The organism is Pontibacter populi (genome assembly GCF_019336435.1).
Lineage (GTDB): Bacteria > Bacteroidota > Bacteroidia > Cytophagales > Hymenobacteraceae > Pontibacter > Pontibacter humidus.
In genome coordinates, this window is sequence record NZ_JAHWXQ010000001.1 from 991,437 (window position 1) to 1,017,592 (window position 26,156).

25 protein-coding genes and 1 tRNA gene are annotated in these 26,156 nt (G+C 45.6%); 12 read left to right on the top strand and 14 right to left on the bottom strand.

Annotated features, from left to right (window positions below; all coding sequences use genetic code 11):
• Positions 1-148 precede the first annotated feature (148 nt).
• The 5 genes from pheS to KYK27_RS04320 all read left to right on the top strand — a co-directional run bounded on the left by pheS (position 149) and on the right by KYK27_RS04320 (position 3,111).
• A complete protein-coding gene (gene pheS / locus KYK27_RS04300; RefSeq protein ID WP_199108773.1) occupies positions 149-1,174 on the top strand; it encodes a phenylalanine--tRNA ligase subunit alpha in 1,026 nt (341 codons plus the stop codon).
• Positions 1,175-1,283: 109 nt separating this feature from the next.
• The gene (locus KYK27_RS04305) at positions 1,284-2,141 is read left to right on the top strand and encodes a 3-hydroxyacyl-CoA dehydrogenase NAD-binding domain-containing protein (protein ID WP_199108774.1); all 858 of its coding nucleotides are present in this window, start codon (positions 1,284-1,286) and stop codon (positions 2,139-2,141) included.
• Between the two features lie 118 nt (positions 2,142-2,259).
• Entirely contained in the window at positions 2,260-2,547 is a 288-nt protein-coding gene (locus KYK27_RS04310) for a hypothetical protein (RefSeq protein WP_233150240.1), read from the top strand.
• 130 nt (positions 2,548-2,677) lie between these two features.
• A tRNA-Asn gene (locus KYK27_RS04315) sits at positions 2,678-2,751 on the top strand.
• Between the two features lie 189 nt (positions 2,752-2,940).
• A complete protein-coding gene (locus tag KYK27_RS04320) occupies positions 2,941-3,111 on the top strand; it encodes a hypothetical protein (RefSeq protein WP_199108775.1) in 171 nt (56 codons plus the stop codon).
• Between the two features lie 36 nt (positions 3,112-3,147).
• Here KYK27_RS04320 and KYK27_RS04325 read toward each other — a convergent pair whose 3' ends face one another.
• From KYK27_RS04325 to KYK27_RS04355, 7 genes are all read right to left on the bottom strand, one after another.
• On the bottom strand, positions 3,148-5,481 hold the full coding sequence (locus tag KYK27_RS04325; RefSeq protein ID WP_199108776.1) for a T9SS type A sorting domain-containing protein: 2,334 nt from the start codon (positions 5,479-5,481) through the stop codon (positions 3,148-3,150).
• Positions 5,482-5,799: 318 nt separating this feature from the next.
• Positions 5,800-6,408, bottom strand: a complete 609-nt coding sequence (locus KYK27_RS04330) for a sterol desaturase family protein (protein ID WP_199108777.1) — start codon at positions 6,406-6,408, stop codon at positions 5,800-5,802.
• A gap of 107 nt (positions 6,409-6,515) precedes the next feature.
• Positions 6,516-7,022: a shikimate kinase gene (locus KYK27_RS04335; protein WP_199108778.1), complete on the bottom strand. Its 507-nt coding sequence runs from the start codon at positions 7,020-7,022 to the stop codon at positions 6,516-6,518.
• A 111-nt stretch (positions 7,023-7,133) separates the two neighbouring features.
• Positions 7,134-8,195, bottom strand: a complete 1,062-nt coding sequence (locus KYK27_RS04340) for an ABC transporter permease (RefSeq protein WP_219337350.1) — start codon at positions 8,193-8,195, stop codon at positions 7,134-7,136.
• Positions 8,196-8,208: 13 nt separating this feature from the next.
• Positions 8,209-8,850 carry a hypothetical protein gene (locus tag KYK27_RS04345; protein ID WP_199108779.1) on the bottom strand — a complete coding sequence of 214 codons (642 nt, stop codon included), beginning with the start codon at positions 8,848-8,850 and terminating at the stop codon, positions 8,209-8,211.
• Positions 8,851-8,976: 126 nt separating this feature from the next.
• Positions 8,977-10,074: a BT_3928 family protein gene (locus KYK27_RS04350; RefSeq protein ID WP_199108780.1), complete on the bottom strand. Its 1,098-nt coding sequence runs from the start codon at positions 10,072-10,074 to the stop codon at positions 8,977-8,979.
• Between the two features lie 695 nt (positions 10,075-10,769).
• Entirely contained in the window at positions 10,770-11,321 is a 552-nt protein-coding gene (locus KYK27_RS04355; RefSeq protein WP_199108781.1) for a DUF1599 domain-containing protein, read from the bottom strand.
• Between the two features lie 35 nt (positions 11,322-11,356).
• Here KYK27_RS04355 and folP point away from each other — a divergent pair, with 35 nt between their 5' ends.
• Together folP and cdaA are read left to right on the top strand one after the other, a co-directional pair.
• Complete coding sequence (folP, locus tag KYK27_RS04360) at positions 11,357-12,223, top strand: dihydropteroate synthase (protein ID WP_199108782.1); 867 nt, start codon at positions 11,357-11,359, stop codon at positions 12,221-12,223.
• Positions 12,220-13,059, top strand: a complete 840-nt coding sequence (cdaA, locus tag KYK27_RS04365) for a diadenylate cyclase CdaA (protein ID WP_199108783.1) — start codon at positions 12,220-12,222, stop codon at positions 13,057-13,059. Before folP ends, cdaA begins: the two co-directional genes overlap by 4 nt.
• Before the next feature lie 130 nt (positions 13,060-13,189).
• Here the strand turns inward: cdaA and KYK27_RS04370 are convergent, their stop codons facing one another.
• The 3 genes from KYK27_RS04370 to KYK27_RS04380 form a co-directional block, all read right to left on the bottom strand.
• Positions 13,190-13,414, bottom strand: coding sequence for a PLDc N-terminal domain-containing protein (locus KYK27_RS04370; RefSeq protein WP_199108784.1), 225 nt, complete (start codon positions 13,412-13,414; stop codon positions 13,190-13,192).
• Between the two features lie 226 nt (positions 13,415-13,640).
• Entirely contained in the window at positions 13,641-14,837 is a 1,197-nt protein-coding gene (kbl, locus tag KYK27_RS04375) for a glycine C-acetyltransferase (RefSeq protein WP_199108785.1), read from the bottom strand.
• 44 nt (positions 14,838-14,881) lie between these two features.
• Entirely contained in the window at positions 14,882-16,066 is a 1,185-nt protein-coding gene (locus KYK27_RS04380) for a hypothetical protein (RefSeq protein WP_199108786.1), read from the bottom strand.
• A gap of 287 nt (positions 16,067-16,353) precedes the next feature.
• Between KYK27_RS04380 and KYK27_RS04385 the strand changes: the two genes are divergently transcribed.
• Together KYK27_RS04385 and KYK27_RS04390 are read left to right on the top strand one after the other, a co-directional pair.
• Complete coding sequence (locus tag KYK27_RS04385; protein ID WP_199108787.1) at positions 16,354-17,328, top strand: NAD-dependent epimerase/dehydratase family protein; 975 nt, start codon at positions 16,354-16,356, stop codon at positions 17,326-17,328.
• A gap of 1,022 nt (positions 17,329-18,350) precedes the next feature.
• On the top strand, positions 18,351-19,793 hold the full coding sequence (locus KYK27_RS04390) for a DUF4403 family protein (protein WP_317195882.1): 1,443 nt from the start codon (positions 18,351-18,353) through the stop codon (positions 19,791-19,793).
• Positions 19,794-19,838: 45 nt separating this feature from the next.
• On the opposite strand, the gene KYK27_RS04395 is transcribed toward KYK27_RS04390, so the two are convergent.
• The gene (locus KYK27_RS04395) at positions 19,839-20,594 is read right to left on the bottom strand and encodes a DUF6503 family protein (protein WP_199108788.1); all 756 of its coding nucleotides are present in this window, start codon (positions 20,592-20,594) and stop codon (positions 19,839-19,841) included.
• Between the two features lie 135 nt (positions 20,595-20,729).
• Here KYK27_RS04395 and KYK27_RS04400 point away from each other — a divergent pair, with 135 nt between their 5' ends.
• Entirely contained in the window at positions 20,730-21,692 is a 963-nt protein-coding gene (locus tag KYK27_RS04400) for a YihY/virulence factor BrkB family protein (RefSeq protein WP_199108789.1), read from the top strand.
• A 60-nt stretch (positions 21,693-21,752) separates the two neighbouring features.
• On the opposite strand, the gene KYK27_RS04405 is transcribed toward KYK27_RS04400, so the two are convergent.
• The 3 genes from KYK27_RS04405 to KYK27_RS04415 all read right to left on the bottom strand — a co-directional run bounded on the left by KYK27_RS04405 (position 21,753) and on the right by KYK27_RS04415 (position 24,664).
• Positions 21,753-22,706 carry a porin family protein gene (locus KYK27_RS04405; protein ID WP_199108790.1) on the bottom strand — a complete coding sequence of 318 codons (954 nt, stop codon included), beginning with the start codon at positions 22,704-22,706 and terminating at the stop codon, positions 21,753-21,755.
• A 434-nt stretch (positions 22,707-23,140) separates the two neighbouring features.
• The gene (rlmN, locus tag KYK27_RS04410; RefSeq protein ID WP_199108791.1) at positions 23,141-24,214 is read right to left on the bottom strand and encodes a 23S rRNA (adenine(2503)-C(2))-methyltransferase RlmN; all 1,074 of its coding nucleotides are present in this window, start codon (positions 24,212-24,214) and stop codon (positions 23,141-23,143) included.
• A gap of 21 nt (positions 24,215-24,235) precedes the next feature.
• Entirely contained in the window at positions 24,236-24,664 is a 429-nt protein-coding gene (locus KYK27_RS04415; RefSeq protein ID WP_199108792.1) for an acyl-CoA thioesterase, read from the bottom strand.
• Positions 24,665-24,919: 255 nt separating this feature from the next.
• Between KYK27_RS04415 and mnmD the strand changes: the two genes are divergently transcribed.
• Both mnmD and KYK27_RS04425 read left to right on the top strand, forming a co-directional pair.
• Positions 24,920-25,597: a tRNA (5-methylaminomethyl-2-thiouridine)(34)-methyltransferase MnmD gene (gene mnmD, locus KYK27_RS04420; RefSeq protein ID WP_199108793.1), complete on the top strand. Its 678-nt coding sequence runs from the start codon at positions 24,920-24,922 to the stop codon at positions 25,595-25,597.
• A 161-nt stretch (positions 25,598-25,758) separates the two neighbouring features.
• Complete coding sequence (locus KYK27_RS04425; protein ID WP_233150241.1) at positions 25,759-26,100, top strand: hypothetical protein; 342 nt, start codon at positions 25,759-25,761, stop codon at positions 26,098-26,100.
• Positions 26,101-26,156: the final 56 nt, after the last annotated feature.

Below are 26,156 nucleotides of genomic sequence, written 5' to 3' on the forward strand. Positions count from 1 at the left end.
TGAGTTCGAAATGACAAAAGAGAAATTACAGGGCAAATAAGATCACTCTACTAACATTCGGAAAGAAAGAATAATCCTGCTAATCCATCCATCCTGAAAATCCTGATTCAGTCAATTGTAATCCTGCAATTTATTATCTTTGCATACTATGGTGGAGAACATACAACGAGTAGCACAAGAGATAGAAGCCGCCCAACTTAGCAATGCCGCCGAGCTGGAGCAGTTCAGAATTACATATATAGGTCGTAAAGGCCAACTTGCAGCCCTTTTTGATAACCTGAAGGAAGTTGCGCCGGAGCAACGCCGTGAAGTGGGCCAGCAGTTAAACCAGTTAAAGAATCGTGCCCAGGAGCGTTTCGACCAGGCACAGGAGCAATTGGCAAATAGCACCGAAAGCAATACTGATACTGGTTTTGATTTTACGCTGCCAACAATACCAAACACGTTAGGCACACGTCATCCGCTATCACTGGTACGCCGCGAGATCGTGCGCATTTTTGAACGTATCGGGTTTAACGTAGCCGAAGGACCGGAGATGGAGGACGATTTCCACAACTTTACGGCGCTTAACTTCCCGGAGAACCACCCTGCCCGCGAAATGCAGGATACGTTCTTTTTGAGTGAAGACAAAAACCGCCTGCTGCGTACGCATACATCCAACGTGCAGGTACGCCTGATGGAGAACAACCAGCCACCGCTACGCAGCATTATGCCGGGCCGCGTGTACCGTAACGAAGCCATTTCGGCCAGAGCGCACATGGTTTTCCACCAGGTAGAAGGCTTGTATGTAAACAAAGGCGTAAGCTTTAAAGACCTGAAAGAAACGCTTTACTACTTTGCCAAAGAGCTTTTCGGCCAGGATACGAAAGTGCGTTTCCGTCCGTCGTTCTTCCCGTTCACGGAGCCGAGTGCCGAGATCGATATTTCGTGCCTGATCTGTAAAGGCGAAGGATGCAACATCTGTAAACAAACCGGCTGGGTAGAGATCGGTGGTTCTGGTATGGTAGATCCTGCTGTACTGGAAAGCTGCGGCATTGACCCGAAAGTTTACTCCGGCTTTGCGTTTGGTATGGGTATAGAGCGTATTACGATGCTGAAGTACCAGATTAAAGACCTGCGCCTGTTCACTGAGAACGACGTGCGCTTCCTTCGCCAGTTTGAAGGGGTTATTTAATGGCTAAATGGTTGAATTGCTTAATTGTAGGGCCTTGCTGATAGCTGGTTTATAGTTATTGTTTAGCCTTTCAACAATTTAACCATCAAACAATTTAACCATTTACAAGATGAAATTCGAAGACATACAGACGATAGGTATAGTTGGGGCTGGCACGATGGGGCAAGGTATTGCGCAGATCTGTGCACAGGCGGGCTATAAAACCATCCTGTTCGATATAAATGCTACCGTACTGGACAAGGCGCAGCAAACCACCACTATAAACCTGGATAAAGGCATAGAACGTGGCAAACTGACACAAGCTGACAAAGAAGCTACACTGGCTAACCTGACCTTCACTGGTAATACGTTAGATCTTCATTGTGATGTCATCATTGAAGCCGTGGTAGAGCGCCTGGAAGTAAAGCAGAGCATTTTTAAAGAGCTGGCCGATATCAACTCCGACCAAACTATACTGGCTTCTAACACTTCATCTATTCCGATAACCCGCATCGCGGCTGGTGTGCCAAACCCAGAGCGCGTGGTAGGCATGCACTTCTTTAACCCGGCCCATATAATGAAGTTGGTAGAAGTGATCTCTGGTGCAGCTACAAGCCCTGAAGTAGCGCATACTATAAAAAAGCTGGCCCAGAAACTGGAGAAAACACCGGTTATGGCGCAAGATTCGCCTGGATTTATCGTTAACCGTGTAGCGCGCCATTATTACGTGGAAGGACTGAAGCTGCTGGAAGAAGGCATAGCCGATGTAGAAACGATTGATAAGCTGATGCAGGCCAGTGGCTTTAAAATGGGCCCGTTCGAACTGATGGACCTGATCGGCGTAGACACCAATTTCTCAGTAACGACTTCGATGTTCGAGGCTTTCCATTATGATCCTAAATTCAGACCAAGCCGCATACAACAGCAAAAAGTGGACGCCGGCCACCACGGGCGCAAATCTGGCAAGGGCTTCTACGACTATAAATAAGTGGCTTGCGCTGCTGGCTATAGTTATACTTAGTGCTTGTGATAATGATAATGTAGGCCCAGGCATACCCAATGTGCCGGTCAGTGAACAGATCAGCGTAAACAGCCTGCAATACCCCATGTTACGCCAGGACGGCGGCTATGCCTATATACAAGCAGGCTACCGGGGTATTATAGTTATCCGGCAAACAGCCAATACCTATTATGCTTTTGAGCGTGCCTGCCCTTACGACCCAGCTGCCAGCTGCGGGATAGTTACTGTCGATCAATCTAACCTGTTCCTGACCCATAGTTGCTGTGGTTCGCAGTTTAACTTCCAGGGAAATGTTACAGCCGGGCCGGCGGTTTATGGCCTGTTGCAGTATAAAACATCGCTTGCCAACAACATCCTTTACATCACTAATTAAATTTTTGCTTTGAGTTTCAGAATCTTATAAAAAGATGAAAGATTTTTTCAGAGTAGTACTTGCATAATCGATCAAGAGGCTGTAATATTGCATCATCATTCGGCGGTAGAAGCCGCCACTGGACATAAATTCCTCCTTAGCTCAGTCGGTTAGAGCACCTGACTGTTAATCAGGGGGTCCCTGGTTCGAGCCCAGGAGGGGGAGCAAAAGCCACTCAGAAATGAGTGGCTTTTTTGTTTCTATGCCTTTCCTGTACTCTCCTCGCAATTCCTTCCTATCAACCTTTTACCCCGATTTATAGTATCAACTAATAAGTATATTTTCATATGACGGGCCGGTTTATAGTTTAACTACAAGTAGTTCGTCATTCGGCAAAACTAAAAAGACAGAGCTATGAATAATTTAAGAACATACCTAACCATGCTGTTTGTACTGATGGCATTTACGCTGAGCAGTTGCGAACTGGTAGGAGATATTTTCAAGGCAGGCATGTGGACTGCACTCGTTGTTATAGTAATCATCATTCTCCTGGTTGTCTGGATTTTCAGGAAATTCAGAGGATAAAAAAAGGAGCCCGATGGGCTCCTTTTTACTTTTAAACTAATTGGGTAAGTGCACCAACCGCATTGTTTGCCGCCCTGCACTGCTTTGTAGCTGCACTATATAAACACCCTCCGGAAGATGCTGCAGATCAATTTCTACTGGCTCTGCGGGCGATAATACAATTGTTTTCATGAGCATCGTTTTACCGTTCATGTTTCGCAGCACAAGGTCTGTTTTACCGGTTATAGTTGCTGATGTAAGGTATAGTTTGCCACGCCCCGGATTCGGATAAGCTACTATTCTTGTTGGTCCATCTTCTTTTGCGTTTACACTTACTGTCCTGGAATATGATTTCTCACCATCTTCGGCATACTCTACCAGTCTGTAGTAAACTATACCATTCGTAGTTGGCAGGTGCGTGAATGTATAATTGTTAACTACTGAGCTGAAACCTGCCGCTTTAACCTGCCCTACTTCACTGAAATACTTCCCATCCAGGCTTACTTCTACAGAAAAGTAATTGCTGGCTCTTTCAGAGGCTGTAGTCCATTTTAAGGTAGTAATGCCGTCTTTGTATCTGGCTGTAAATGCTGTAAGCTCAACCGGCAACGGATTACGTGGCGGCTGCCATACACCATACATACCGCCCCTGGCGTTAGCTAAGGTAACTGAGTTTGTTGGCAGCGCTGCTGCTGCACGTACGCCGGCAGTAGTCGCAAACACCCCTCCCGCTGATTCCCATGCCGTGCCGTTATAGTAAGCCATTTCTGACATGGCTCGGTCAAAGTCCGGTAGCTCGTCTTCAGGGTTCCAGTAAAAAGTCACTTCTGCATCCGGACTGGTAGCACCCTCCTGGTCAATCATCCATACTTTATTTACCAACCCACCTTGTAATGGCTCACCAAGGCCCTTGCGGGAGGCGTCGTAATGCACGTAAATACCGTCTTCTATAGTTACGCTTACATACCTCGCAACCTTACCTGCCGGCAATGTGATACCAACGGGTGTATAACTACGCTCTGAGCCCACCGGAAGAAACCTGGTACTTCCCGATTGCAGATACTGCTTTACATTTCCCTGAGATCCTAATTTAATAAAGGCTGCATCGCCGATGTGTTCTATAGTTGCCCCGTTTTCTAAGATTATGGTTGTGTTCTGCACCTTTACTCCTGTATCTTTCAGCCTTAACTTGCCCCGCACTTGTACGGGCCTGTCAATTACCTTCTCTTTGCTTCCGGTTATATGCAGATTGCCAAAATTGCCTTGTATAGGGGCATCTGTACTATCTGTGTTATAGATCACATTGCTATTGGGTGCCAGGTTACCAAAGGCAGGAGCCCTGGTAGCGTGATTTATAATTAGCGTGGAGCCGTTGGCAATATCAACTAAGGCCCTAAGTCTGTATTTATTGGGTATTGTTAGCGTTGCTATAGCAGTCTCTTCCCCAAGTATAAGTTTAGAGTTAAGCCCGGAGATAGTAAAGTTCTGATTAAGCTTATAGTTGCCGGCTGCAGCCACTACAAAAGTCTGGTCTATATCTGTAAAGTTCTTAGGAGTTCTGCCTGAGTTTGTGCCATCTATCGTCCAGCTTGATTCATGGTTAAGCATCTTACTTACCGCATAAAACACATCGTTCTGAATAAACTCGATCTGCACATCATCCAGCGCTATTGATGGATATTCGCTTTTGTTATTCGATTCATAAGCGGCATCTTCCTGGTTCCAGCGCAACATTATCTCCTCTCCGGGAGCCAGATTTACCTGCATTATCAGGTCCTGCCGTAACACTCTGTAAGCAGGATCATTACCATCGGTTGTTTTTGCGCTATTGTTCCAGGATGTAGTTTCAACAACCCCGCCTAATTTTCCTACTGCTATCCAGTCAGCAGAGTTAGCCGGATCAGTTACAGAAGCACCTTTTTTATAGGAAAAGCTGAACGGAGAAGTGGCTGTTTTTGTCCAGTACCATTGCTCTACAGCAAAACTTACCCGAACATGTTTGATGGTTCCGCCTGAGTTATTTATAAACCGGGCTGCGTAGTAGTATCTGCCCCAGCCATCTGCCCCATGCCCGCCTAATGCTCTATCTGCGCTGCCTGTGCTCCCGAAACTATATAACCCAACTTCCCGGGATGATCCGTTGTTAGCGGCAATAGTTGATGGTGTAGTACCGCTTTGAGGCGTAGCATACCACCCTGGCAAGGTGCTCCCGTTTACCCAGTTACCGGTAGCTGGCAGCGAATTAAAGTCTTGGGAATAGATATGCTTCAGCTGGTAGCCGTAAGCCGTCATTTGCGGAATACTGATCTGTGCAGCAGCAGGCATCATGGTTAAGCTGCACATCATGAAAAAGAGAATAAATACACTTCTGCAGGTTATTGGCTTCTTCATTAGTTATTTTGTAATAGTCTATATAGTATTCATCCTATATTTTAAATCAAGGTGCAAAGGTAGGTACACATATTAACACATCCTAATATAACCATATATTAGAATGTTGCTAATCAACAACTTATATTAAAAAGTAAGCTATTTAAATTTGAGCTGTATTTATATAGTACAATAAAGGGCCACTGAATATCAGGAACATAAAGTGTTTAAACATTGATTTTTCCCTATCTGCTGTAGACGAAGAGAAGTTCTGGGCAGGCAACAAAAAAAGGAGCATCTGGCTCCTTTTAAAATATGCTACGAAAAAATTAAGTACAGCTATTTAGCTCTTTTTGGCATAGTCCCCAGCAGGTAATCCCAAAGAGGCGACGACACACCATAGGCTACATCCGGGTCTTTGTAATGATGAATGCTGTGGTGGATCCAGAGCGTTTTCAGGAAGTTTTTAGGAGGTGCGTAGGCATGCACGGCATAGTGCACCCACAGGTATAAAGCGTACCCAAATAATACGCCGGCTAATATCCCGAACACAAACTGCCCGAAGATCAATTTAAAAACAAAAAACAGCAACGATGCAATGAGAACGCTAACTATAGGGGGCATTGCCAGCCGCTCCTTGTCTTTCGGGTACTCGTGGTGGTTGCCATGAAACGTGTACTGGATGCGGGCTTTTACTGCCGTGTCGGTATCCATATGGAAAATGAAACGGTGCGCCGCATACTCCATTAAGCTGAAAATAACCCAGCCCAGGAAGAAAAGCCCTACTGCTTCCAGCACATCTATAAAACCATAGGTAATGCCATAGTAGATAAGGCCCACCGAGATAGCTATAAAGATGAAAATAGGCAGGGCAATGTGTGTTCTGGTTAGTCTTTCGAGAACTGGGTTCTCAAAGATCTGGGCTCGTCCTTTGTGATTAGGCTTCATAGTTTTAGTTTACGCAATAGTTTTTTCAGACCGCAGAACTTAATAAAACAGAAAAGCTGCTTCGCCGGAAAAGGGACTAATAAATGTATGGATTCGGCAACCTATAGTTACAGCGGAAGCAACGCCAGCAATGCATTTATAGTATACGGCGGACTCGCAACTAGGTGCTTTGCCTGCTCATAAAACCGGCGTCTTTCTGATAATGTTTTGCCTAAGAACGAGATTAATTGAGATTGTGTTTTGCCAGCCAGCAAAGGACGGGCAGATAGGTCTGATTGTGAGAGTCTTTGGGCTATTAAATTTACCGGCACATCCAGAAAAATGGTCTCACCGGCAGTGTTCATCAATGTCATGTTACCGAAAAAGCATGGGGTGCCGCCGCCAGTAGCAACTATAGCTTGTTTATAGTTGGCAACTATAGTTTGCAAAGCCCTCCGCTCTACCTCCCGAAACCTCTCCTGCCCTTCTGCGGCAAATATTTCAGCTATAGTTCTGTTCTCACTCTGCTCAATAACCGCATCCAGATCCAGGAAAGTATAGCCCAGCTTTTCTGCCAGTTCCCTGCCCAGCGTGCTTTTGCCGCTACCCATCATACCTGTTAAGAAAATTAGCATTTTCTTTAAATTAGAAATTATGAATTAGAAATTATGAATTGGTGGTATGTAATGAGGCTTAAGATCATTTCTAACTTCTAATTTTTAATTTCTAATTAGCATAGCGCAGCGTTAATCCAGCTTCACGCGTGGATCGAGGGCGGCGTAAAGCAGATCTACAAAGATATTGATGACCACAAACAGGAACGCTACAAACAAGGTGGCACCCATTACCAGCGGAAAGTCGAGATTTTGAACAGCCTGTATAGTTACTGCGCCCAGGCCTTTCCAGTTAAAGATGTATTCGATAAAGAAGGCGCCGGCCATAAGCGAAGCCATCCAGCCAGACGCTGCTGTAACTACTGGGTTAAGGGCATTTTTAAGAGCATGCCCAACTATAACGTTGCTTCTGTTAAGTCCCTTGGCGCGGGCCGTACGAATGTAATCCTGCGACATCACATCGAGCATAGAACTACGCGTTAGCTGAACTATAACTGCCAACGGACGAATACCCAAGGCAAAAGCTGGAAGCAGCAAGTTACGCAACATCAGCTCTTTTCCTTCGAAAGGGTCAATCTCGTATAGTTGGCCGGTCAGGCTCAGCCCGGTCCAGTCGCTCCAGTAAAAACCGAATGTAATGGCGATAAGAATAGCTGCTACAAAAGACGGCACTGAAATGCCTAATACGGATGTGGTGATAAGCGTATGGTCTAAGGTACTATGCGGTTTGAGCGAGGCCAGCACCCCGAAAAGGATACCGAATATCGTAGCAATAAGCATGGCAGAAACAGCCAACCATAACGTGCCCGGAAAATGATCTAATAGGATATCGGTTACAGATTTATTACTCTGGAACGAGCGGCGCAAATAAGGCGTTTTCCAGACCAGCACATCTTCGCCAAAATCAACTATAGTATTGTATTCATACTTCTGTTGGTTAGCCTCTGTATCTTCGTGCACCGACAACGGCGACACATCATTGATATAGTACAGCAGCTGCGCGGGCAATGGCTTATCCAAGCCAAGGTCCTTGGTAATGGCTTCACGGGTGCTCAGGTCGGAACGCTGGCCGGCCAGCATCGCCACCGGGTCGCCGGGCAGCACATTGAAAAGGAAAAATACCACCACCAACACACCCAGCATGATCAGCAGGCCGTGCCCCATTCGGCTAAGTATAAATCCTATGAATTTCATTTAACTATATATTTTAAGATACCCAAAGTTGCACGTTGTCGACAATCTTCCAACGCCCGTTCACTTTTTCAAAACCTATCAATTCTCCTTTACCACACTTTCCACCACAGTAGAATTCATAATACAAAACTCCCTTATCCAGCTGTTTATTCCATCGCATCTCAGAGAAACTTACTTGCCCTATTGCATTTACTTTCTGTTCAGCTTTTAATTCATACAAGTTTTCAGCCTTACCTAAAGAATCAACTTTAAAAGTACATGCCTGAAAATCTGAGACCCAATACTTTTGCTGTGCTTCACTTAAATCTGCAAAGATGGCGGCGTTGTCTAAATCATACTTTGCAAGTAACGGCCTTATTTCATCATTTACACCAGGAGCCGGAGCCTTCCATAAACCAATTTTAAACTCTTCGAAAAGCTCTTTGTGATAGCTTTTGTGGCTTAAATAAATTGTTTTAAAACTAGTAGTATCTGTGCTGCCCTCACCGAAACTCAAACTATAGAATTTCCCTTCAACTAATTCAATTAGTAAGTCATTATAGACCTGTAGCTGTGGATCATCAGTTTTATATTCACATACTGAAGTTTCTGCGACCTTCTCTTTACAAGACAGAAGCAGAAAGCTCAACAAAACAAATACAAACCAATTCCTCATCAATTACCTACTATCTATTTTAGCAACTATAGTTTATCGTTGTCATTTCGAGTGCAGCGAGAAATCTGTCTCAAATACTAAATAGATCTCTCCTTTCGTTGAGATGACACTATTGAGTAACAACCACTACTTAGCAAGCGCAGCCTTTACTTCGTCTATAGTTGGTGTGTTGTTGTGGTGCCACAGGCCTTTGGTGGTTCCGTCTTTCAGTAGCCAGATACCCGGGTTGGAGCGAATAATGGTTTTTAGTACCGTATGGTCGCCAAAGTAGTAAGGAGCGGCCAGGTTTACTTCGTGGCGGAAAGCCTCAAACTCCTGCGCGCCGCTGCTGGTAATAACAATCGGCGTGATGCCCTCCTTCTCAGCTGCAGCCACTAAAGCGTTTATTCTTTCAAAATTATCGGTGTTTGCTTTGGTAACGTTATGCACAACTATAACCAGTTTGGTACCAGTTAGTACTTCCTGCGTGTGGTCGCCTTCGTCGTTCCAAACGTTAAAATCAGTAATCTTCGGGCCATCTTCCGGGTTAATAGCCACCATCTCTTTAAAAGTCCAGGTAGTGTCGGTCGGGTATTCTGTGAACACCTGCTCCTGGCCGCCTTTGGTCATAATATACTTATACTTCAGCGGTGCCGATGGCTTCATGAGCGTCGGGATGTTGTTACCGATCTTATAAGCGCGGAAGTCGATGTAAGGAAGATTTTCGTAAGCGTACCAGCCAATGCCTACTGATAGTATAGCGGTAAGCGCGGTTATAGTTGCCCCAACTTTCTGGCTAATAAATGGCTGCAGGTAACGCTGTGTGATCAGCAACACAACGATCATCACAAGCAGCACGATGTCCTTGGTAAACGACTCCCAAGGGGTTAGTTTAATGGCATCGCCGAAGCATCCGCAGTCGGTCACTTTGTTGAAATAGGCTGAATAGAACGTGAGGAAGGTGAAGAATACGATCATAGCTAGCAATAGCCACAGCACTTCTTTCAGTTTCCAGCGAACGAGCAGTGCTACGCCCAGCACAATCTCCAGCGCACTCAGGAAAATAGAGAGAAACAACGCAGCCGGCTTCAGGGAGCTAAAGAACGGCGCAATGTCTGTCGAGAAAACTTCGAAATACTCTTCCAGTTTAATAGCGGTGCCTACCGGGTCGTTTATCTTGATCAACCCAGAAAAGATGAACAGCACGCCCACAAAGAGCCAGAAGAATTTGGTGATGTATTTCATGGTTCTGCTTTCAGTTAGAAAGTTAATTGGTTTATAGTTGTGTGGTTACTTCCTTGTTAAAGATGGGGCAAGACTATAGTAGCATTACCTTTTGTTTTCTCTTCTCCATTAAAATTAGAGCAACTGGTATTCCTACAATGATAAAATTGCTAAGTATTATGAGCAACCTTTTACTTAAAACATATCTATAGTCACTTATCACGAACTCCATTATAGTTGATCCCAATAAGTAAGCAATAAGGGTATATAAGAAAATATCATATGCTCTCTTATGCTTAATTATTACCGACCCACCACCTATTATAAATAGAAGACAAACAAAAAGCGATATATATAAGTCAGCCATTTCTAGAGCTAAAAAGTCAGCAGGTATGTAATTAGCTCCTATCAACCATGGTCTTTGAAGATAATCAACATAAATTGATGAATAGATTGTGACTATACCCATAAGCATGTAAACCCAAGCAAATAGTTTAATAAATAACTTAGTATAGTTTTTCATCATTGCTTTCTTATAAAACTAAAGTAGTTACGTACTTGGAATAACCATAAAACACCTTGTCATCTCGAACAAGGTGAGAGATCTATCTCGAATTCTATATAGATTTCTCGCTGTACTCGAAATGACAACATGAGAAAGCAACTATAATTCCCAACTACAGCAGCAAACTATAGAACCCAACCTATATAAACTACTACACCTTCTCCGCAGCACCCAGCTTTATCAGCGCGAAAACGGCGTAGTTGATCATGTCGCGATAGTTGGCTTCTACTCCTTCCGAAATCAGCGTCTGGCCTTCGTTATCTTCTATCTGCTTGGTGCGGTATAGTTTCATCAGGATAATGTCGGTGATGGAGCTGACACGCATATCGCGCCAGGCTTCGCCGTAATCGTGGTTTTTGGCCGTAAGCAGCTTTATGTTCTCTTCGATGTGGTGCGTGTACTGGCGCTCTACTTCATCGGCTGGCAAGGTTTGCTCGGCATCGGCTGGCAGGCTAAGCTGCATCAGGGCAATTACGCAGTAGTTTATAATGCCTACAAACTCGTCGCGGATGTCGTCTTCCACCAGTTGCTTGCCTTTTTCCTGGATAGAGCGGATGCGCTGCGCCTTGATAAAGATCTGATCGGTAATAGAAGGTAGCCGGAGCACGCGCCAGGCCGTGCCATAGTCTTTCGTCTTTTTAACAAAAGTATCTTTGCAGCGCTGTACTACCTGATTATATTCCTGGAGTGTTTGACTAATCAACTTTTTAGCTTTAATTTTAAAATCAATAGACCTAAATGCCTACATTGGATTCGAAAGATACGCTTTTTAAGAAAAAATCCACACTCAATTGCCGCGGAAAGCTACTCTCTCTGGACACGCCGCTGGTAATGGGCATTCTCAACCTTACCCCCGATTCTTTTTACCCCGGCAGCCGCCTGAACTCCGCCGAAGAAGCCGTTGAACGTGCGCGCATTATGCTCTCTGAGGGTGCCGATATATTGGATATTGGCGGTTACTCTACCCGTCCCGGCGCAGCAGATATTTCGTCTCAGGAAGAACAGGATCGGTTGATACCAGCCATCGAAGCTATAGTTAAGGAATTTCCGGATGTAGTACTTTCTGTGGATACGTTCCGTGCTGATGTAGCCGAAGCAACTATAAATGCCGGCGCAGCTATAGTTAACGATGTAGCAGGCGGCACGTTGGATGACAACATGTTTGAAACCGTGGCCCGGCTGCAGGTTCCGTACATTTTAATGCACATGCGCGGCACGCCAAAAACTATGCAGACTTTGGCCAACTATAGCAATGTAACTATAGAAGTGCTGGACGAACTGCAGCTACAGGTGGCTAAACTTACGAAGCTCGGTGTGAATGATATCATACTTGATCCGGGGTTTGGCTTTGCAAAAACAACAGAACATAATTTTGAATTACTGAACCGTCTGGAAGATTTCCGTATATTGGGTTTACCTGTGCTGGCGGGCATGTCGCGCAAATCGATGGTTTACAAAACGCTGGGCATTCACCAGACCGACGCCTTAACCGGAACGATTGTTGTGAACACGATTGCGCTGATGAAAGGGGCCGCTATTTTGCGCGTGCACGACGTAAAAGAAACTAAGCAGGCTGTAGAACTTTACAAGAAAACAATACTTTGACATTCTTATTCACGATAGGGTTTTTAGAGATCGAGCTGCTGGATATTATTGATATTCTGCTTGTAACGGCCCTGCTATACCAACTATACAAGCTGCTTACCGGTAGCGTTGCCCTTAAGATCTTCTTAGGCCTGCTATCTATTTACCTGCTGTACCTGGTGGTACGTGCCGCCGGCATGGAGCTGCTCAGTATTATTCTGGGCCAGTTTATGGGCGTGGGTGTGCTGGCTGCCATTATCCTTTTCCAGCCCGAAATCCGTCGTTTCCTGTTGATGATCGGCAAAACCACGGCCCTTAACCACGAGCGTTTCTGGGGTTTCCCGTGGCGCCGCGACACAACCGAAAAGCTTAGCCTGACGCCCTTTATAGAAGCCGCAAAATCATTGGCCGCAAAAAACACCGGTGCCCTCATTGTTTTCGCGAAGAGCTCCGAACTGAAATACTATGCCGAGTCAGGGGATTTGATTGATGCCGTTATTTCGAAGCGCTTGCTGATGTCGATCTTTAACAAGAACAGCCCGCTGCACGATGGTGCCGTGATTATTGCCAATAACCGCATCAAAGCGGCCCGCTGTATTCTCCCAGTCTCTGAGAACCAGGAAATTCCGGCTTCAATGGGCCTCCGTCACCGCGCAGCCATCGGCTTAACTGAGATCACAGATAGTATTGTTTTGGTTGTTTCGGAAGAGACGGGGCAGGTAGCACTAGTGCGTAACGGCGAAGCTTTCCGTAACCTTTCATCCGCAGACCTTCGCGTTAAACTTAACCAGTTCCTGTTCGACACCGATCAGCGACCAACTATAAGCCCTTCCGAAAAATCGGTCAGTGCTGCCTAGATTAGCAATTAAAGAGGGAAACAGATTTATTAAAATCCCTGCCTGAACAGGGATTAATAGGGATTGAATAGATTTCCAGGATGTAACTTCTCTCCCGCTAGTTTTTATTATTCCCGCTTCAGAAAACTAATTACAGGTTTCTTTTACGGCGTTGCCAGAATACCCAGTAAGCTATCAGCCCAACTATAGGAATTACCCACAACACCAGCATCCAGAGCAAGCGTTCGGTCAGGTTATAGTTTGTTTTAAAGATAAGGTGGATAAGAGAGATGAATGCGCCACCGTAGTAAATGATCAGTAGCGTAAATACGATGCTATACACCAAACTGCTGTTTCCAGGAGTCAGAAATTCCATTGTAATTCTATAGTTTAGACATCAAGTTACAAAATATCAGGCATAAAAAAGCCACTCCTGTTATAAGAGTGGCTTTTTGTTTGGATAAATTAGTTCGCAAAAGTACTCATCCCCCTACCCCCTTCAAAGGGGGACAATCAGCAATTCGTAATTCAAAATGTTGTTTACGTTAGCAGATAAAGTCCCCCTTTGAAGGGGGTAGGGGGATGACAAACTATAGTTGATCTTACTTAATCACACCCAGCTCTCTACCAACTTCGGTAAAGGCAGCGATACACTTATCGATATGCACACGGTCGTGCACGGCAGATAGCTGAACACGGATACGTGCCTGGCCTTTTGGTACAACAGGGAAATAGAAGCCAATTACGTAAATACCTTTGTCCAGCATACGGGCTGCAAATTCCTGGGCTAGTGGCGCATCGTATAACATTACCGGAACGATCGGGTGTTCGCCTGGCTTAATATCGAAACCGGCTGCAGTTATCTGCTCACGGAAATATCTGGTGTTCCACTCCAGTTTATCGCGCAGCTCGGTGGTAGAGCTCAGCATATCCAAAACAGCAATAGACGCACCAACTATAGAAGGCGCCAGTGAGTTAGAGAACAGGTAAGGACGCGAACGCTGGCGCAGCATATCAATCACCTCTTTGTGGCCTGATGTAAAACCGCCCATCGCACCACCAAGCGCTTTGCCGAGTGTACCAGTAATGATATCAATCTTACCCATTACATTGTGGTACTCGTGCACGCCGCGGCCGGTCTTACCCATAAAACCAGTTGAGTGCGAATCATCCACCATGATCAGGGCTTTGTACTTATCAGCCAGCTCCACAATCTTATCCAACTGGGCAACTGTACCATCCATCGAGAACGAACCGTCAGTAACAATGATGCGGTGTTTGGTATTGGCATTTACAGCTTCCTGCAGTTTTGCTTCCAGGTCGGCCATGTCGTTGTGCTCGTAACGGAAACGTTGCGCCTTGCATAAACGCACGCCATCAATAATAGACGCATGGTTCAGAGCATCTGAAATAATAGCCGAATCCGCATCAAACAATGGCTCGAAAACGCCCCCGTTCGCATCAAAAGCAGCTGCGTAAAGAATTGTATCTTCAGTACCTAAGAACTCAGATATCTTGCGCTCCAGCTCTTTGTGAATATCCTGTGTACCGCAGATAAAACGTACCGAGCTCATGCCATAGCCATGTGTATCAATGGCCTCTTTGGCAGCTTCGATCACTTTCGGGTGAGCAGAAAGGCCTAGGTAGTTGTTGGCGCAAAAGTTAAGTACATGCGGCTGCTGCGTGGTGTCAATGTCAGCGCCCTGCGGTGTAGTTATAATGCGCTCTTGCTTATATAGTCCGGCAGCCTTTATTTCTTCCAGCTGTTTTTCCAGGTCAGGTTTTAAGGTTTCGTACATAGTTATGTATAATTATTAGTTGCTTGTTATTCGTGCGTTTTCAGTTATAGTTCGGTATCTGGCTTAGGTGGAGGCCTTTTGATAATTGGTCTCGGACGCCCCGGCTTTGGTTTTAAAGTTTCGTCGGCAGGCGCTTCCGGCTGCTCAGCTTTCGCTTCATCTATAGTTGGTGGAGCTGGTTCTTCCGGTTGTACATCAGCTATAGTTGGTTCTGCAGGGGGCACTGGCCGTTTTATAACAGGTCGTGGCCTTGGCGGTTTAGGCGCAGGCACAGGCTCCTCGGTCGTGTTTATAGTTGGTTGCTCCTCCGGCTTTTCTACTTCCGGCTTAGCTTCTTCAGTTGTAGGTTTCTGCAATGCAACCGGTCGCTTTATTACAGGCCGTGGGCGTGCAGGTTTTGCAGCTTCAGTATCTCCTGTAACTATAGTTGCTTCCGGATTTATAGTTTCACCTATATTATCTGCTGCTGGTTTTTCTGTTTCCGAAGGATTTTCATCCGTTGGTTTTTGTAATGCAGCCGGTCTTTTGATAACCGGTCTCGGTCGTGCGGCCGGTTTTGGTACTTCAGCTTCCGGAACTATAGTTGGCTCTGCAGGTTTGACGGTTTCAGTTTCTTCAATAGCAGGCTTCTGTAAAGCGGCAGGTCGCTTCATAACCGGCCGTGGCCTGGCTGGCGCACCACCTTCTGTTGCAGGTTTTTCTACAGAGTTTTCGCCTTCAATAGCTGCCGCAGGTTTAGAGATAACCGGTCGTTTTATTACTGGTCTGGGCTTGGCTGCTTCTGATGGTTTAACTTCCTCAGGGTCTATAGTTTCACCTTCGGTTATAGTTGGCTTTGCTATAGTTGGGCGCTTTACTACAGGTCGCGGTTTAGGTGTAGGCGTAGTTTCTGCTGTTTCCTGTGGAACGGCTGGCTGAGCTGTTTCACTTATTTCAGTAGCCGGCGCGGCACGACGCATCACTGGCCGTGGAGCAGCTGGTACAGGGGCAGTTTTTTGAATATCCTCTTCTGCCAGGTGATACCGTAACCGCACATCATTAATTACCATTTTAGTGGCAATGTAAAAGCTGTTCTGGTGCATTTGGTCGTACATATCGGCCCATGCAGCAAAGCGCGCGGGGTTACCGGCGGCAAATGCAGCTTTATTGATGCGCTTCTTTACAAGGTATTCTTCAAATGTCATGCCCTGACCTTCTGGTAATATCTCTACAAATATAGGTAAATCCACTGCACAAGCCAGTACGCCGACACCTGCTTTTGCGGCAATGTTATATTATAGTTAACTCTGCTGCCTGCTGTTCCGGGAGATAAATAACCGGCTTACCTTTGATGCAAGATGAGTGAAAAGTTAGATTAGTTTAAGTACCAGAGAGCATTTGCTGTTAGCAGATGCTCTCTTTTTGCATTTAAGCCATAATCTGCTGGCTAAAAATCACAAGCGGCTGTGTTTGTTATAAGTTATGCTTTCAGGATTGCACCGAAATAAGTTACTTTGTGCAAACGACTTTAGTAACTATGGCAAACACTAGCGACACGGTACTGGTAATAGGTTCGAGCGGCCAGCTTGGCTCCGAACTGACAATGGAGCTTCGTAATATGTATGGCGGAAGTAATGTGGTGGCGGCAGATATTGCAGCACCCAAACATGCCGACCTGCGCGACTCCGGACCTTTTGAGAAAATAGATGTGCTGGACCCAAAAGCAATGGGCGAACTGGCAGCAAAGTATAAATTCAAGCAGATCTATCACCTGGCAGCTGTGTTGTCGGCCACTGGCGAAAAGAATCCGAAATTTGCCTGGAAACTGAACATGGACGGCCTGTTTAACGTGCTGGACCTTGCCCTGGAGCAGAAAGTGGAGAAAATTTACTGGCCAAGCTCTATTGCCGTTTTCGGCCCGAACACGCCACGTCAGAATACCCCGCAGCATACCATCATGGACCCAAACACAGTTTATGGTATCAGCAAGCAGGCCGGTGAGCGCTGGTGCGAATATTATTTCGAAAAGTATGGACTGGATGTGCGTAGCCTACGTTACCCCGGCCTTATTGGCTACAAAGCCCTACCAGGTGGCGGTACCACAGATTATGCCGTAGATATTTACCACCAGGCACTGGAAAGCGCCAGCTACGAATGCTTCCTGAGCGAAAACACTTACCTGCCGATGATGTACATGCCGGATGCCCTGAAAGCTACACTGGACCTGATGCATGCCCCGGCGGAGCAGGTAAAAGTACGCAGCTCGTATAACCTGAGCGCTATGAGCTTCTCTCCTAAAGAGATTACTGAGTCCATCAAAAAGCATATCCCGGAATTCGTGATCAGCTATAAGCCGGACTCACGCCAGCAGATTGCCGACTCGTGGCCACAAAGCATAGACGATAGCGCCGCACAACAAGACTGGAACTGGAAGCCAGCCTACGACCTGGATGCTATGACTGCTGATATGTTGTTGAATCTGAAAAAGATGAAAGAAGAACAGGCTGTATAAGTTTGTGAACTATAGATTAAAGAAAGGCGATGCAGCAATGTATCGCCTTTTTTGTTTTGTCTAAATTAGAATTTGCAGGATTTAGCTATAGTTGTGATGATGGTTTTATAGTTAACCATTTTGCTGGCGCGAGCGTCCTCGCTCGTGACTTACTATGGCGTTGAGTCTCCTGACTCAATTGGCCCGATAGGGACGGGAATTGTCTGAATCAGGATTTACAGGATTAATAGATTTTCAGGACTGGCCTTATGCTATAGTTGGAGTTAATGTTTTATAGTTGCTGTTGGTCCAACCACCCCCAGTCCCTCCTTGTCCAAGGCGGGGAGCTTTAAGCCTTTGCTATAGTTTGCCCCGTAGTATTATAGTTGCGGGTTTAACCCACCCCTGCCCCTCCCGAGAGGGGAGTTTCTGCTGTTGCTATAGTAGAGGCTATCAGTTTTATAGTTAACACTTTAACACCCTTTAGTCCCCTCAAGGAGACAATTGCTGGCTTTACTAGTTTCTAAACTATAGTTCCATAGTTACACACCACGAGCAGGGCAGGTTTACCTGTTCCTACGAAAATATCCTCACGATCAATCTCGAAGCTTCCCTATTCAACCTATAGATGCTGGTTGCTATGCGAAACTTCACAGTCTTTGGGTTGAGCGCCTTTGACTTGTTGCGGTGGCGCAGCCAACCCGAGGCACGAGGGTAGCAAGAAGGCAGCAGCGCAATGCCCGAAGACGGGGCCTCCCGGCCGTGAGGGCACCAAAGCTGGTTTGAAACGATAGGTTACTAGAGCTCTCAGGATTGAAAGTGGCTTGAAAGGATGGCTTGGCATAAGTTGCAACTATAGCACATCAGACGCTAGTAGGAGCTGCGCACGCTGCTAGGTCTTCGTCAACTATAAGACATATAAGATCCCTCAGTTTCACTCGGGATGACAGTAAAGCTTTACGGCACTATTCCAACCTCCCCTCTGTTACGAAAGCTAAAACTATACTAACTTGCGCTGCAATTTCAGAAAACACTATAACCCTGTGAGATCCACAACCTTTATAGCAACACTGTTGCTAACAGTTATACTTTATTTAACAGGCTGTACCAGCACGTCTAAACTGCAAACCGAAGCACCGGTTGCTACAGCATCTGCGGTTCCGGTTTACCAACCAAAGCTATCTTCTATAACTATACCTGTAAGTGTGCAGGTGGCTACCCTGGAAGAAATGCTGAACCGGCAATTTGCGGGCGTACTCTACAACGATACCAACCTGGATGATGACGATGTAGCGGTAACCGTGAGCAAAAATGGCCGCATGAGCATCCGGGCTGATAAGGATAAGATTTACTTTAGTGTGCCGCTTAACATTTATGCCAAAGGCCGCTGGAAATGGGATCCTTGTAAACTTTGCCCGGCCATTGATAAGACTGAAGACACCCGATTTGATATGGTGATCAATACAGAAAGCAAAATCGGGCTGACAGAAGACTATAAACTAAAGACCACCACTACCGGCGATTTTGAATGGGGCAATACCAAACCTGTGCTGGAATTGGGTCCGCTGAAAATTGGGCTGGCGCGTTTTGTGGAGCCAGCACTTCGTAAGCAGATGGCAACGCTGACCAAACAACTGGATGCGGAGCTGCAGAAGCATATCGAAGTTAAGAAATATGTACAGCAGGCCTGGAATATGCTGCAGGAGCCTGTTAAAGTAAACGACGACATGAACGCCTGGCTGCAGGTGTTGCCGCAGGATGTGCGCGTTACACCGCTTCAGGCCCGCAACGGCACACTGGCAATGCGCATTGGTATTACCTCGTACATCAATGTTACCACCGACGGAAAGCCAAAAGCACAATCTCTGAAGAAATTACCAAACCTGGTATTGGATACCAAACTAACCGATAACATACAGGTTGGCCTTACGGCAGATATACCATACACACAGGCCAGCAAAATGCTGCAGCAGCAGATAGCTAACCAGACCTATAAGTTTGATGACGGCAAAAGCCAGCTGACTGTGAAAGATGCAACTATAAGCCCGGGCGGCGACCAACTGGTACTGATGCTGGATGTGGATGGCAAAACAAAGGCGGGCTTGTTTACAAAAAAGATCGTGGGCAAGGTATACCTTCGCGGCACCCCGTATTACGATGCAGCTACCTCTTCTATAAAAGTGCGTGATGTAGATTATACCCTCGAAACGAAAGACAAGCTACTGAACACGGCCAGCTGGTTAGCTAAGAATAAGTTTAAAGATATGATTCAGCAGCAGGTAAACATTCCTGTGAAAGACCAGCTAACCGATGCACATAAGTCTCTGCAGCAGGCACTGGATAAGCAGGGCCGCGTGCATGAGTCGGTGATGCTGAAAGGAAAGATACAAACTATAGAACCGGACAATATTTACCTTACCCCTACTGCTATCCGCGCGGTAATAACTGCCAAAGGCAATCTTACCGCAACTATAGACAAACTATAAGTAAAAGGCTATCAAACTATAAACGGTGACCAGACAGGTGGCCGTTTATAGTTTACGGATAGGCGTTGGACTGTTAAAGACTGCTGCAGGCACTTGCTTTGGAGTTGCAATGTTTTCTAGCGTAAAGTCACTCTCGGGGTTGCTGCGATCCGATGCCAGCCTTATAGTTCCATAGTTATCGTAATCCGACCAACGGCGCATGAAGGTGGGCTTTTTATCGTTAAAATTTTTGTAATACGCCCACTGCGTGACCAGACCTGATTTTTTATCTATCCACAGGTGGTACTTATTTTCCGGAGTCAGGCCAACATGGTCAAAGGTCATTTCAAGCATATCTGCTGTTGCACCATCCATAGTTTTGTCTTCGCCAATGTACTTCAGGTTTACACCGGGGTCCTGTAGTTTAAAAGGCATTACCAGCCAGTAAGAATTATTTATCCAGGCAGCATAGACCTGATCCAGCAATTTGCGTTTTTCTTCCCCGTTCTGCAGCTCCTTGCCGTCAACATATACTTTCCCGTCTTTTGTATCAGTGCTGATAATAGCAACCAGGCTGTCTTTTTCCCACCGGAACCGATCGGCCTTTTTGTCCCAGACCTGGTACTGGTCTCTAAAGCTCCAGGCTATAAAGCGTGCATTGTCCCAGCCTCGTTTGCCACCCATGTTTTTTAACGTTCGTTGCGCCACTGCCCGCGCTTTTGCATCCTGACCCAGCGCTGTAACCGGGCCAACCACAGCTGCCAACAACAATAAAAACGCCAGCAGCCCTGCTGCACCAAAAGTAAATTTGTGCTTATCCATGTTATAACCGGTTTATAGTTTGATTTTTATACGTTCAGGAAACGTAAATTGCCACATATGTAAGTGTTTATAGCTAAATCCAACTATCATATCTGGCAAGACGTAATCAAAACCCACAACAAAGGCATAAAACGAATGGCTACTTATACTTTTAAAGATATATTTTCTCTTCTTAAATCTTCGGTTTCGGAATTTCTGGATAACGAATCGTTGCGACTGGCGGCAGCGCTGGCTTTTAATGCTATTTTCTCGATTCCACCCCTGCTCCTGATCATTATAAAAGCGGCAGGTTTTTTTCTTGGGGAGGCAGCTATCTCCGGCGAACTTTCAAACCAGATATCATCCGCAATTGGCCCCGAAGCAGCTAAAGAAGTAGAAGCTATTGTTCAGAATGCGAGCTTAAGCGAAAGCGGATGGGCCCTCTGGGTTGGTATCGGCACGTTGCTGTTTGCAGGCACTACCTTTTTTGTAACACTGCAACAATCACTGAACACGGTCTGGAACCTGAAAGTGAAGGCTACGAATGGCATTATGCGCATGGTAAAAGAGCGTATCTTTTCGTTCGGCATTATTCTTAGCATTGCCTTGCTGATGCTTTTCTCGCTGGTGATGAGTGCGGCTATCTCTATTTTAAGCGGCTATATATCTGACATGATGCCCGGCATAGGTGTCTGGCTTATCAAACTCATCGATTTTATAGTTTCTGTAGGGCTGATCTCCCTGCTGTTCACCCTGATTTTCAAATACCTGCCTGATGGTATCATTCGCTGGAAAGACACGTTGATCGGTGCCGTTGTAACGGCTTTGTTGTTTGGCTTGGGTAAGTTCCTGATCAGCTGGTATATCGGCACTTCAGACCCGGGTTCGGCTTACGGGGCAGCAGGCTCTATTATCGTTATCCTTGTCTGGATCTATTATTCGTCGATGATCGTGTTTTACGGCGCTGAATTTACCCAGCAATACGCTGAGCGCTACGGTCAGCATATCCGCCCAAAACCACACGCCGTTTTTGTGCGCATTGTCGAAGAAACATCCGATAAAGCTGATAAAGCCAGCGGCAGACCAAAACCAGAAGGCAGGTATAATAAGAATCCGTAAGTTAAAAGGGCCTGCTAAGTATAGCAGGCCCTTTTAACTTCTATACTTTTATAAACAGTATTAGAAAGCCATTCCAAGCAAAACAGAAGAAATGTTATTCTTCTGAATAAATCCTATGCCTGCAGATAAGCCATGATTTCTTTCCTGACGAAGTTCCAACGAAAGTGATCTTTTACCGAAAGCTTCTGTCTTAATACCTAACCCGCCAATAAAGCCTAGTTCTATTTCTCTATAGTCTGGCATAATATCGAACTCATAGTTGTTTTCCTGTGCGCCAAACTTACCGTATCGCTTTACATTAGAGTCGGCACTTAATAAAAAGCCTGCTTGTGCACCCGCATTTATATAAGCTCTGAATTTACCTTTTGGCCAGGTATACCGGATCATGGCCGGCACTTTTATATGCTTTGCTTCCAGATAATAGTCGTAGGTATAGTATGAACCTCCGGCGTAATCTTTTTTGTATTTGCCCTCAACCCTGTATTGCTGATACATAACACCAGTGTAAAGGCTTAATTTATTGCTCAGTTTAGCGGCTGTGATATTAAAAGCAATACCTCCTGTTACATCTAACGATGGGGTGATATCTCCTTTGGTTGCGTAGTCATCGACGCTCTGGCTTGAAGAGAATGTTGCATTTGTATATGTCCCCCCAACTATGATCAACTTCTCAACTTTCGTTTTCACGTCGTCTTCGGTTCTTGCAACCTGAACCTGTGCTGGAGCAATGCATGCATTATACTTATTTACCACCTTTATCATATCAGATTGCTCAAGCCGCGCCTTTTCAATCAATGGTTGTACTTCGGCACACGCATTAAGCACAGAGGTTAACATCCCAACATATGGCTTCAGTGTGACATTGTATATTTTACCGTTTCCTTTATCAACACGTCTGCTTTCCTGAATCAACTCATGTATGCGCCCATCATTTGTAGTTACAAAAAAGCGCTCTTTCACACCATCATGTTTCATAAAATATAAGGTGGCAGCCCCCTTTGCCAATACTTCCATAAAGTAAGTCTGACTTATCTTATCTGCACTTACAATAGTTATACTTTCATACTGCTTGTCATCAGCTAGACCATAACCTATAATTTGTGATGGGTTATAGACTATTGGCTGAGTATCATTACTTGTTTAAAAAGCAACCTGCAAAGCAGCATTAGAATTTGTGCCTCGGTAATCTATCAGGCCATTTGTACGACTGCTGTCTGTAGTAAGAATATATCCTGGTTTAAAATTGGCTTGTGCTAAGGCCGAAACAGAGAAGGTCAATGTGAGAAGGGTAATGTAAAATTGTTTCATTAAAATTTAAAAAAATAATTGATTGTAAATTTAGGCGCGCAAGGTAGGCAAATGTTATTCCTAATAAAATGACGATAAAACAGAAAAGCCTTTTTATATTACTATAAAAAGGCTTTTTGCTATATAGGTAAGGTGTATACTTACACCGTCTGCTTCTCTTTTACGGCCAATTGTCCGCAGGCTGCATCAATATCTTTACCACGACTACGGCGGACGTTTACCTGGCAACCACGATCTGCTAAGTAGTAAATAAAGTTCTGCAAACGGTCGTCATCGGTATTCACGAAATCAGCGTTGGCAATCGGGTTATACTCTATCAGGTTGATCTTGCAAGGAATAATTTTTGAGAACTGCAGCAGTTCTTCAGCATCCTGCAGGGTATCGTTAAAGTTATCGAATACAATGTACTCGTATGTTACCTTGCGGCCTGTAACCTGGTGATAATGCTTCAGGGCATCTTTAATGGCTTCAAGCGAGTTGGTCTCGTTTATTGGCATGATTTGGTTACGCTTCTCATCGTTAGCTGCGTGCAACGATAGAGCCAGGTTCGCCTTCACACCATCATCAGCCATCTTCTTGATCATTTTGGCAATGCCCGCTGTACTTACCGTAATGCGGCGCGCGGCCATGCCCAGTCCATCGTGCGCAGTTATACGCTCAATGCTCTTCATCACGTTGGCATAGTTCAGCATTGGTTCGCCCATGCCCATATACACAATGTTGGTAAGTGGTTGCCCGTACTGGCGAAGGCTTTGCTCGTTTATGCGCACTACCTGGTCATAGATTTCGGCAGCATCGAGGTTACGAACGCGGTCCATGTAGCCGGTAGCGCAGAATTTGCAGGTAAGTGAGCAACCCACCTGGCTACTCACGCAGGCTGTTTTGCGCTCATCATGCGGTATCAGTACGCCTTCTACAATGTTACTGTCGTATAGTTTGAACGCAGATTTTATAGTTCCGTCGTTGCTCAGCTGCTCTGTGGCAACCTGCACCGCATTAATAGCAAAGTGCTGCTCCAGCTTTTCGCGCAGGGCAAGGCTTACATTGTTCATCTCCGCAAACGACTGGATAGAGTGCTTCCAGAGCCACTCATAGATCTGCTTGGCACGGAAAGGCTTCTCGCCCTGCTCTACCAACCAGGCCTTCAGGTCGTCCAGCGTAAGCTTACGGATGTCTTTTTTATTAAGAATCGGAATATCTGCGATCAACGTCATACTGCAAAATTACAAAAATACTTAGGCTTTAGTTTCAATTTTAGCCTTTACTTCGTCGGGCAGTGTCATTAGTTTGCGCTCGTTGTAGTTAAAGCACAGCATTCCGGTTTTAGCGCGGGCTACTTCTTTGTCGTGCTGGTTGAGCACATTGTAGGTAATATCGAATCCATACTTACTGATGTCATCAAAAGCCAGGTGTATCGTTAGCACATCGCCGTAAAATCCTTCGCCCTTATACTCTATCGCCACATCGGCCATAATCATACTTGCACCACCAATCTGCAATTCGCTCCATCCGAAGTGTCCCAACAGCTGCATACGGGCTTCGTGCAAAATAGAGAGAAGGGCATCGTTGCCCAGGTGGTTGCCATAGTTCAGGTCGGTTACGCGTACCGGTATAGTTGCGGTAAAGTGTGTGCGTTCGGGTATCGTTACTTTTATGCGTGCCATTTTAAGTGGTAATGAAGGGATACTCCCTGTTTCAGATGATTATTTTATCGGGGTACAAGTTGTAAAGATGAGGGGATAAGAGGAATTTTGCGTCAATTTAATGCTGAAACTTCAGGATACCTGCGTACTGGCTCCTGTATCAGCAGATTATAAACTATAAGATCAGCTCAATCTGTAAAATCTTGTGAATCACTGTCCACTATTAGTTGCAGACAGTCACCGGATAGGTTACATTTGTAGCTTACCTCAAAAATCATGCACCTCGAAATCCGGCAGACGAAAGACGGCTCCAACACTTTGTATGTACCTGAACTTAACGAGCACTACCACTCGGTGCACGGCGCGTTGCAGGAGTCGCAGCATGTGTTTATAAAGCACGGCCTGGAGTATGCCCTGGAACAGAAACGCGATGTAAAAATACTGGAAGTTGGTTTTGGCACCGGCCTTAATGCTATCCTGACCCTGCCTTTTGCCCTGGCCCAGCAGGCGTTCATCCAGTACGATACCCTCGAAAAATACCCGCTTACAGCCGAAGTAGTGGAGCAACTACACTTTGAGCAGTTTATTCTTAACCCGGAGCTGCTGGACTACTTTAAAAAGATGCACGCTGCTCCCTGGAACGTGCCTGCAGACCTGAGCCCGTATTTTACGCTGCAAAAGATCCACGAAACGCTGGAGGAGTTCTCCCCGCCGGATGCTTACTACGATGTGATCTACTTCGATGCGTTTGCACCCGAAAAACAGCCGGAACTATGGACAGCAGAAGTGTTTGCCAAACTATACAAAGCAGTGCGCCCCGGCGGCGTGCTGGTTACCTACTGTGCCAAAGGTGCCTTTAAGCGCAACCTGAAAGCGGCAGGATTTACAGTGGAAGCGCTGCCCGGCCCTCCCGGAAAACGCGAAATGACACGCGGCACGCGACCTGTACTATAGTTTATTTCTGCCTGCATATCAGTTAATTACACTTCCACAAAGTATAACTATAGCTGTAACAGCCTTGCATTTATACTTTTATTTGGCAAGTGAACTTTAACTTTCCGGATATTGTAGTATTTTGCATTAGCTTGAAATATCCTTTACCCTATCGTTTACAAATGAAGAAATTATTTACTAAAGCAATAAGCCCGATCAAGGCAATTGGCCGTGGCGTTGTAAAACCGTTCCAGTCGAAGTACGAAGTGGTTTGCACTACCTACCAGGTGATACCGGGCCTGCCGGTTAGCAAAAACGAGCAGACGCACGCCTTTGAGCGCGGTGCTTCCTTACAGGCAAGAGATTTTTATACCAAAGTGGTATCTTCTGACATGACCAAAACTATGGCCCCTGTGGAAGTAAAACTGCGCAAAATTTACCTGAGCGGTAAAACGATAGAGCAGGCAGAGTTTGGCCCCGTACAACACCTGAAAAGCCTGAACGCAGGTAAGAAAAAGAAATAACAGCTTCGGCTATAGTTATAAAAGCCCTCCTGACATAAACTGTCGGGAGGGCTTTT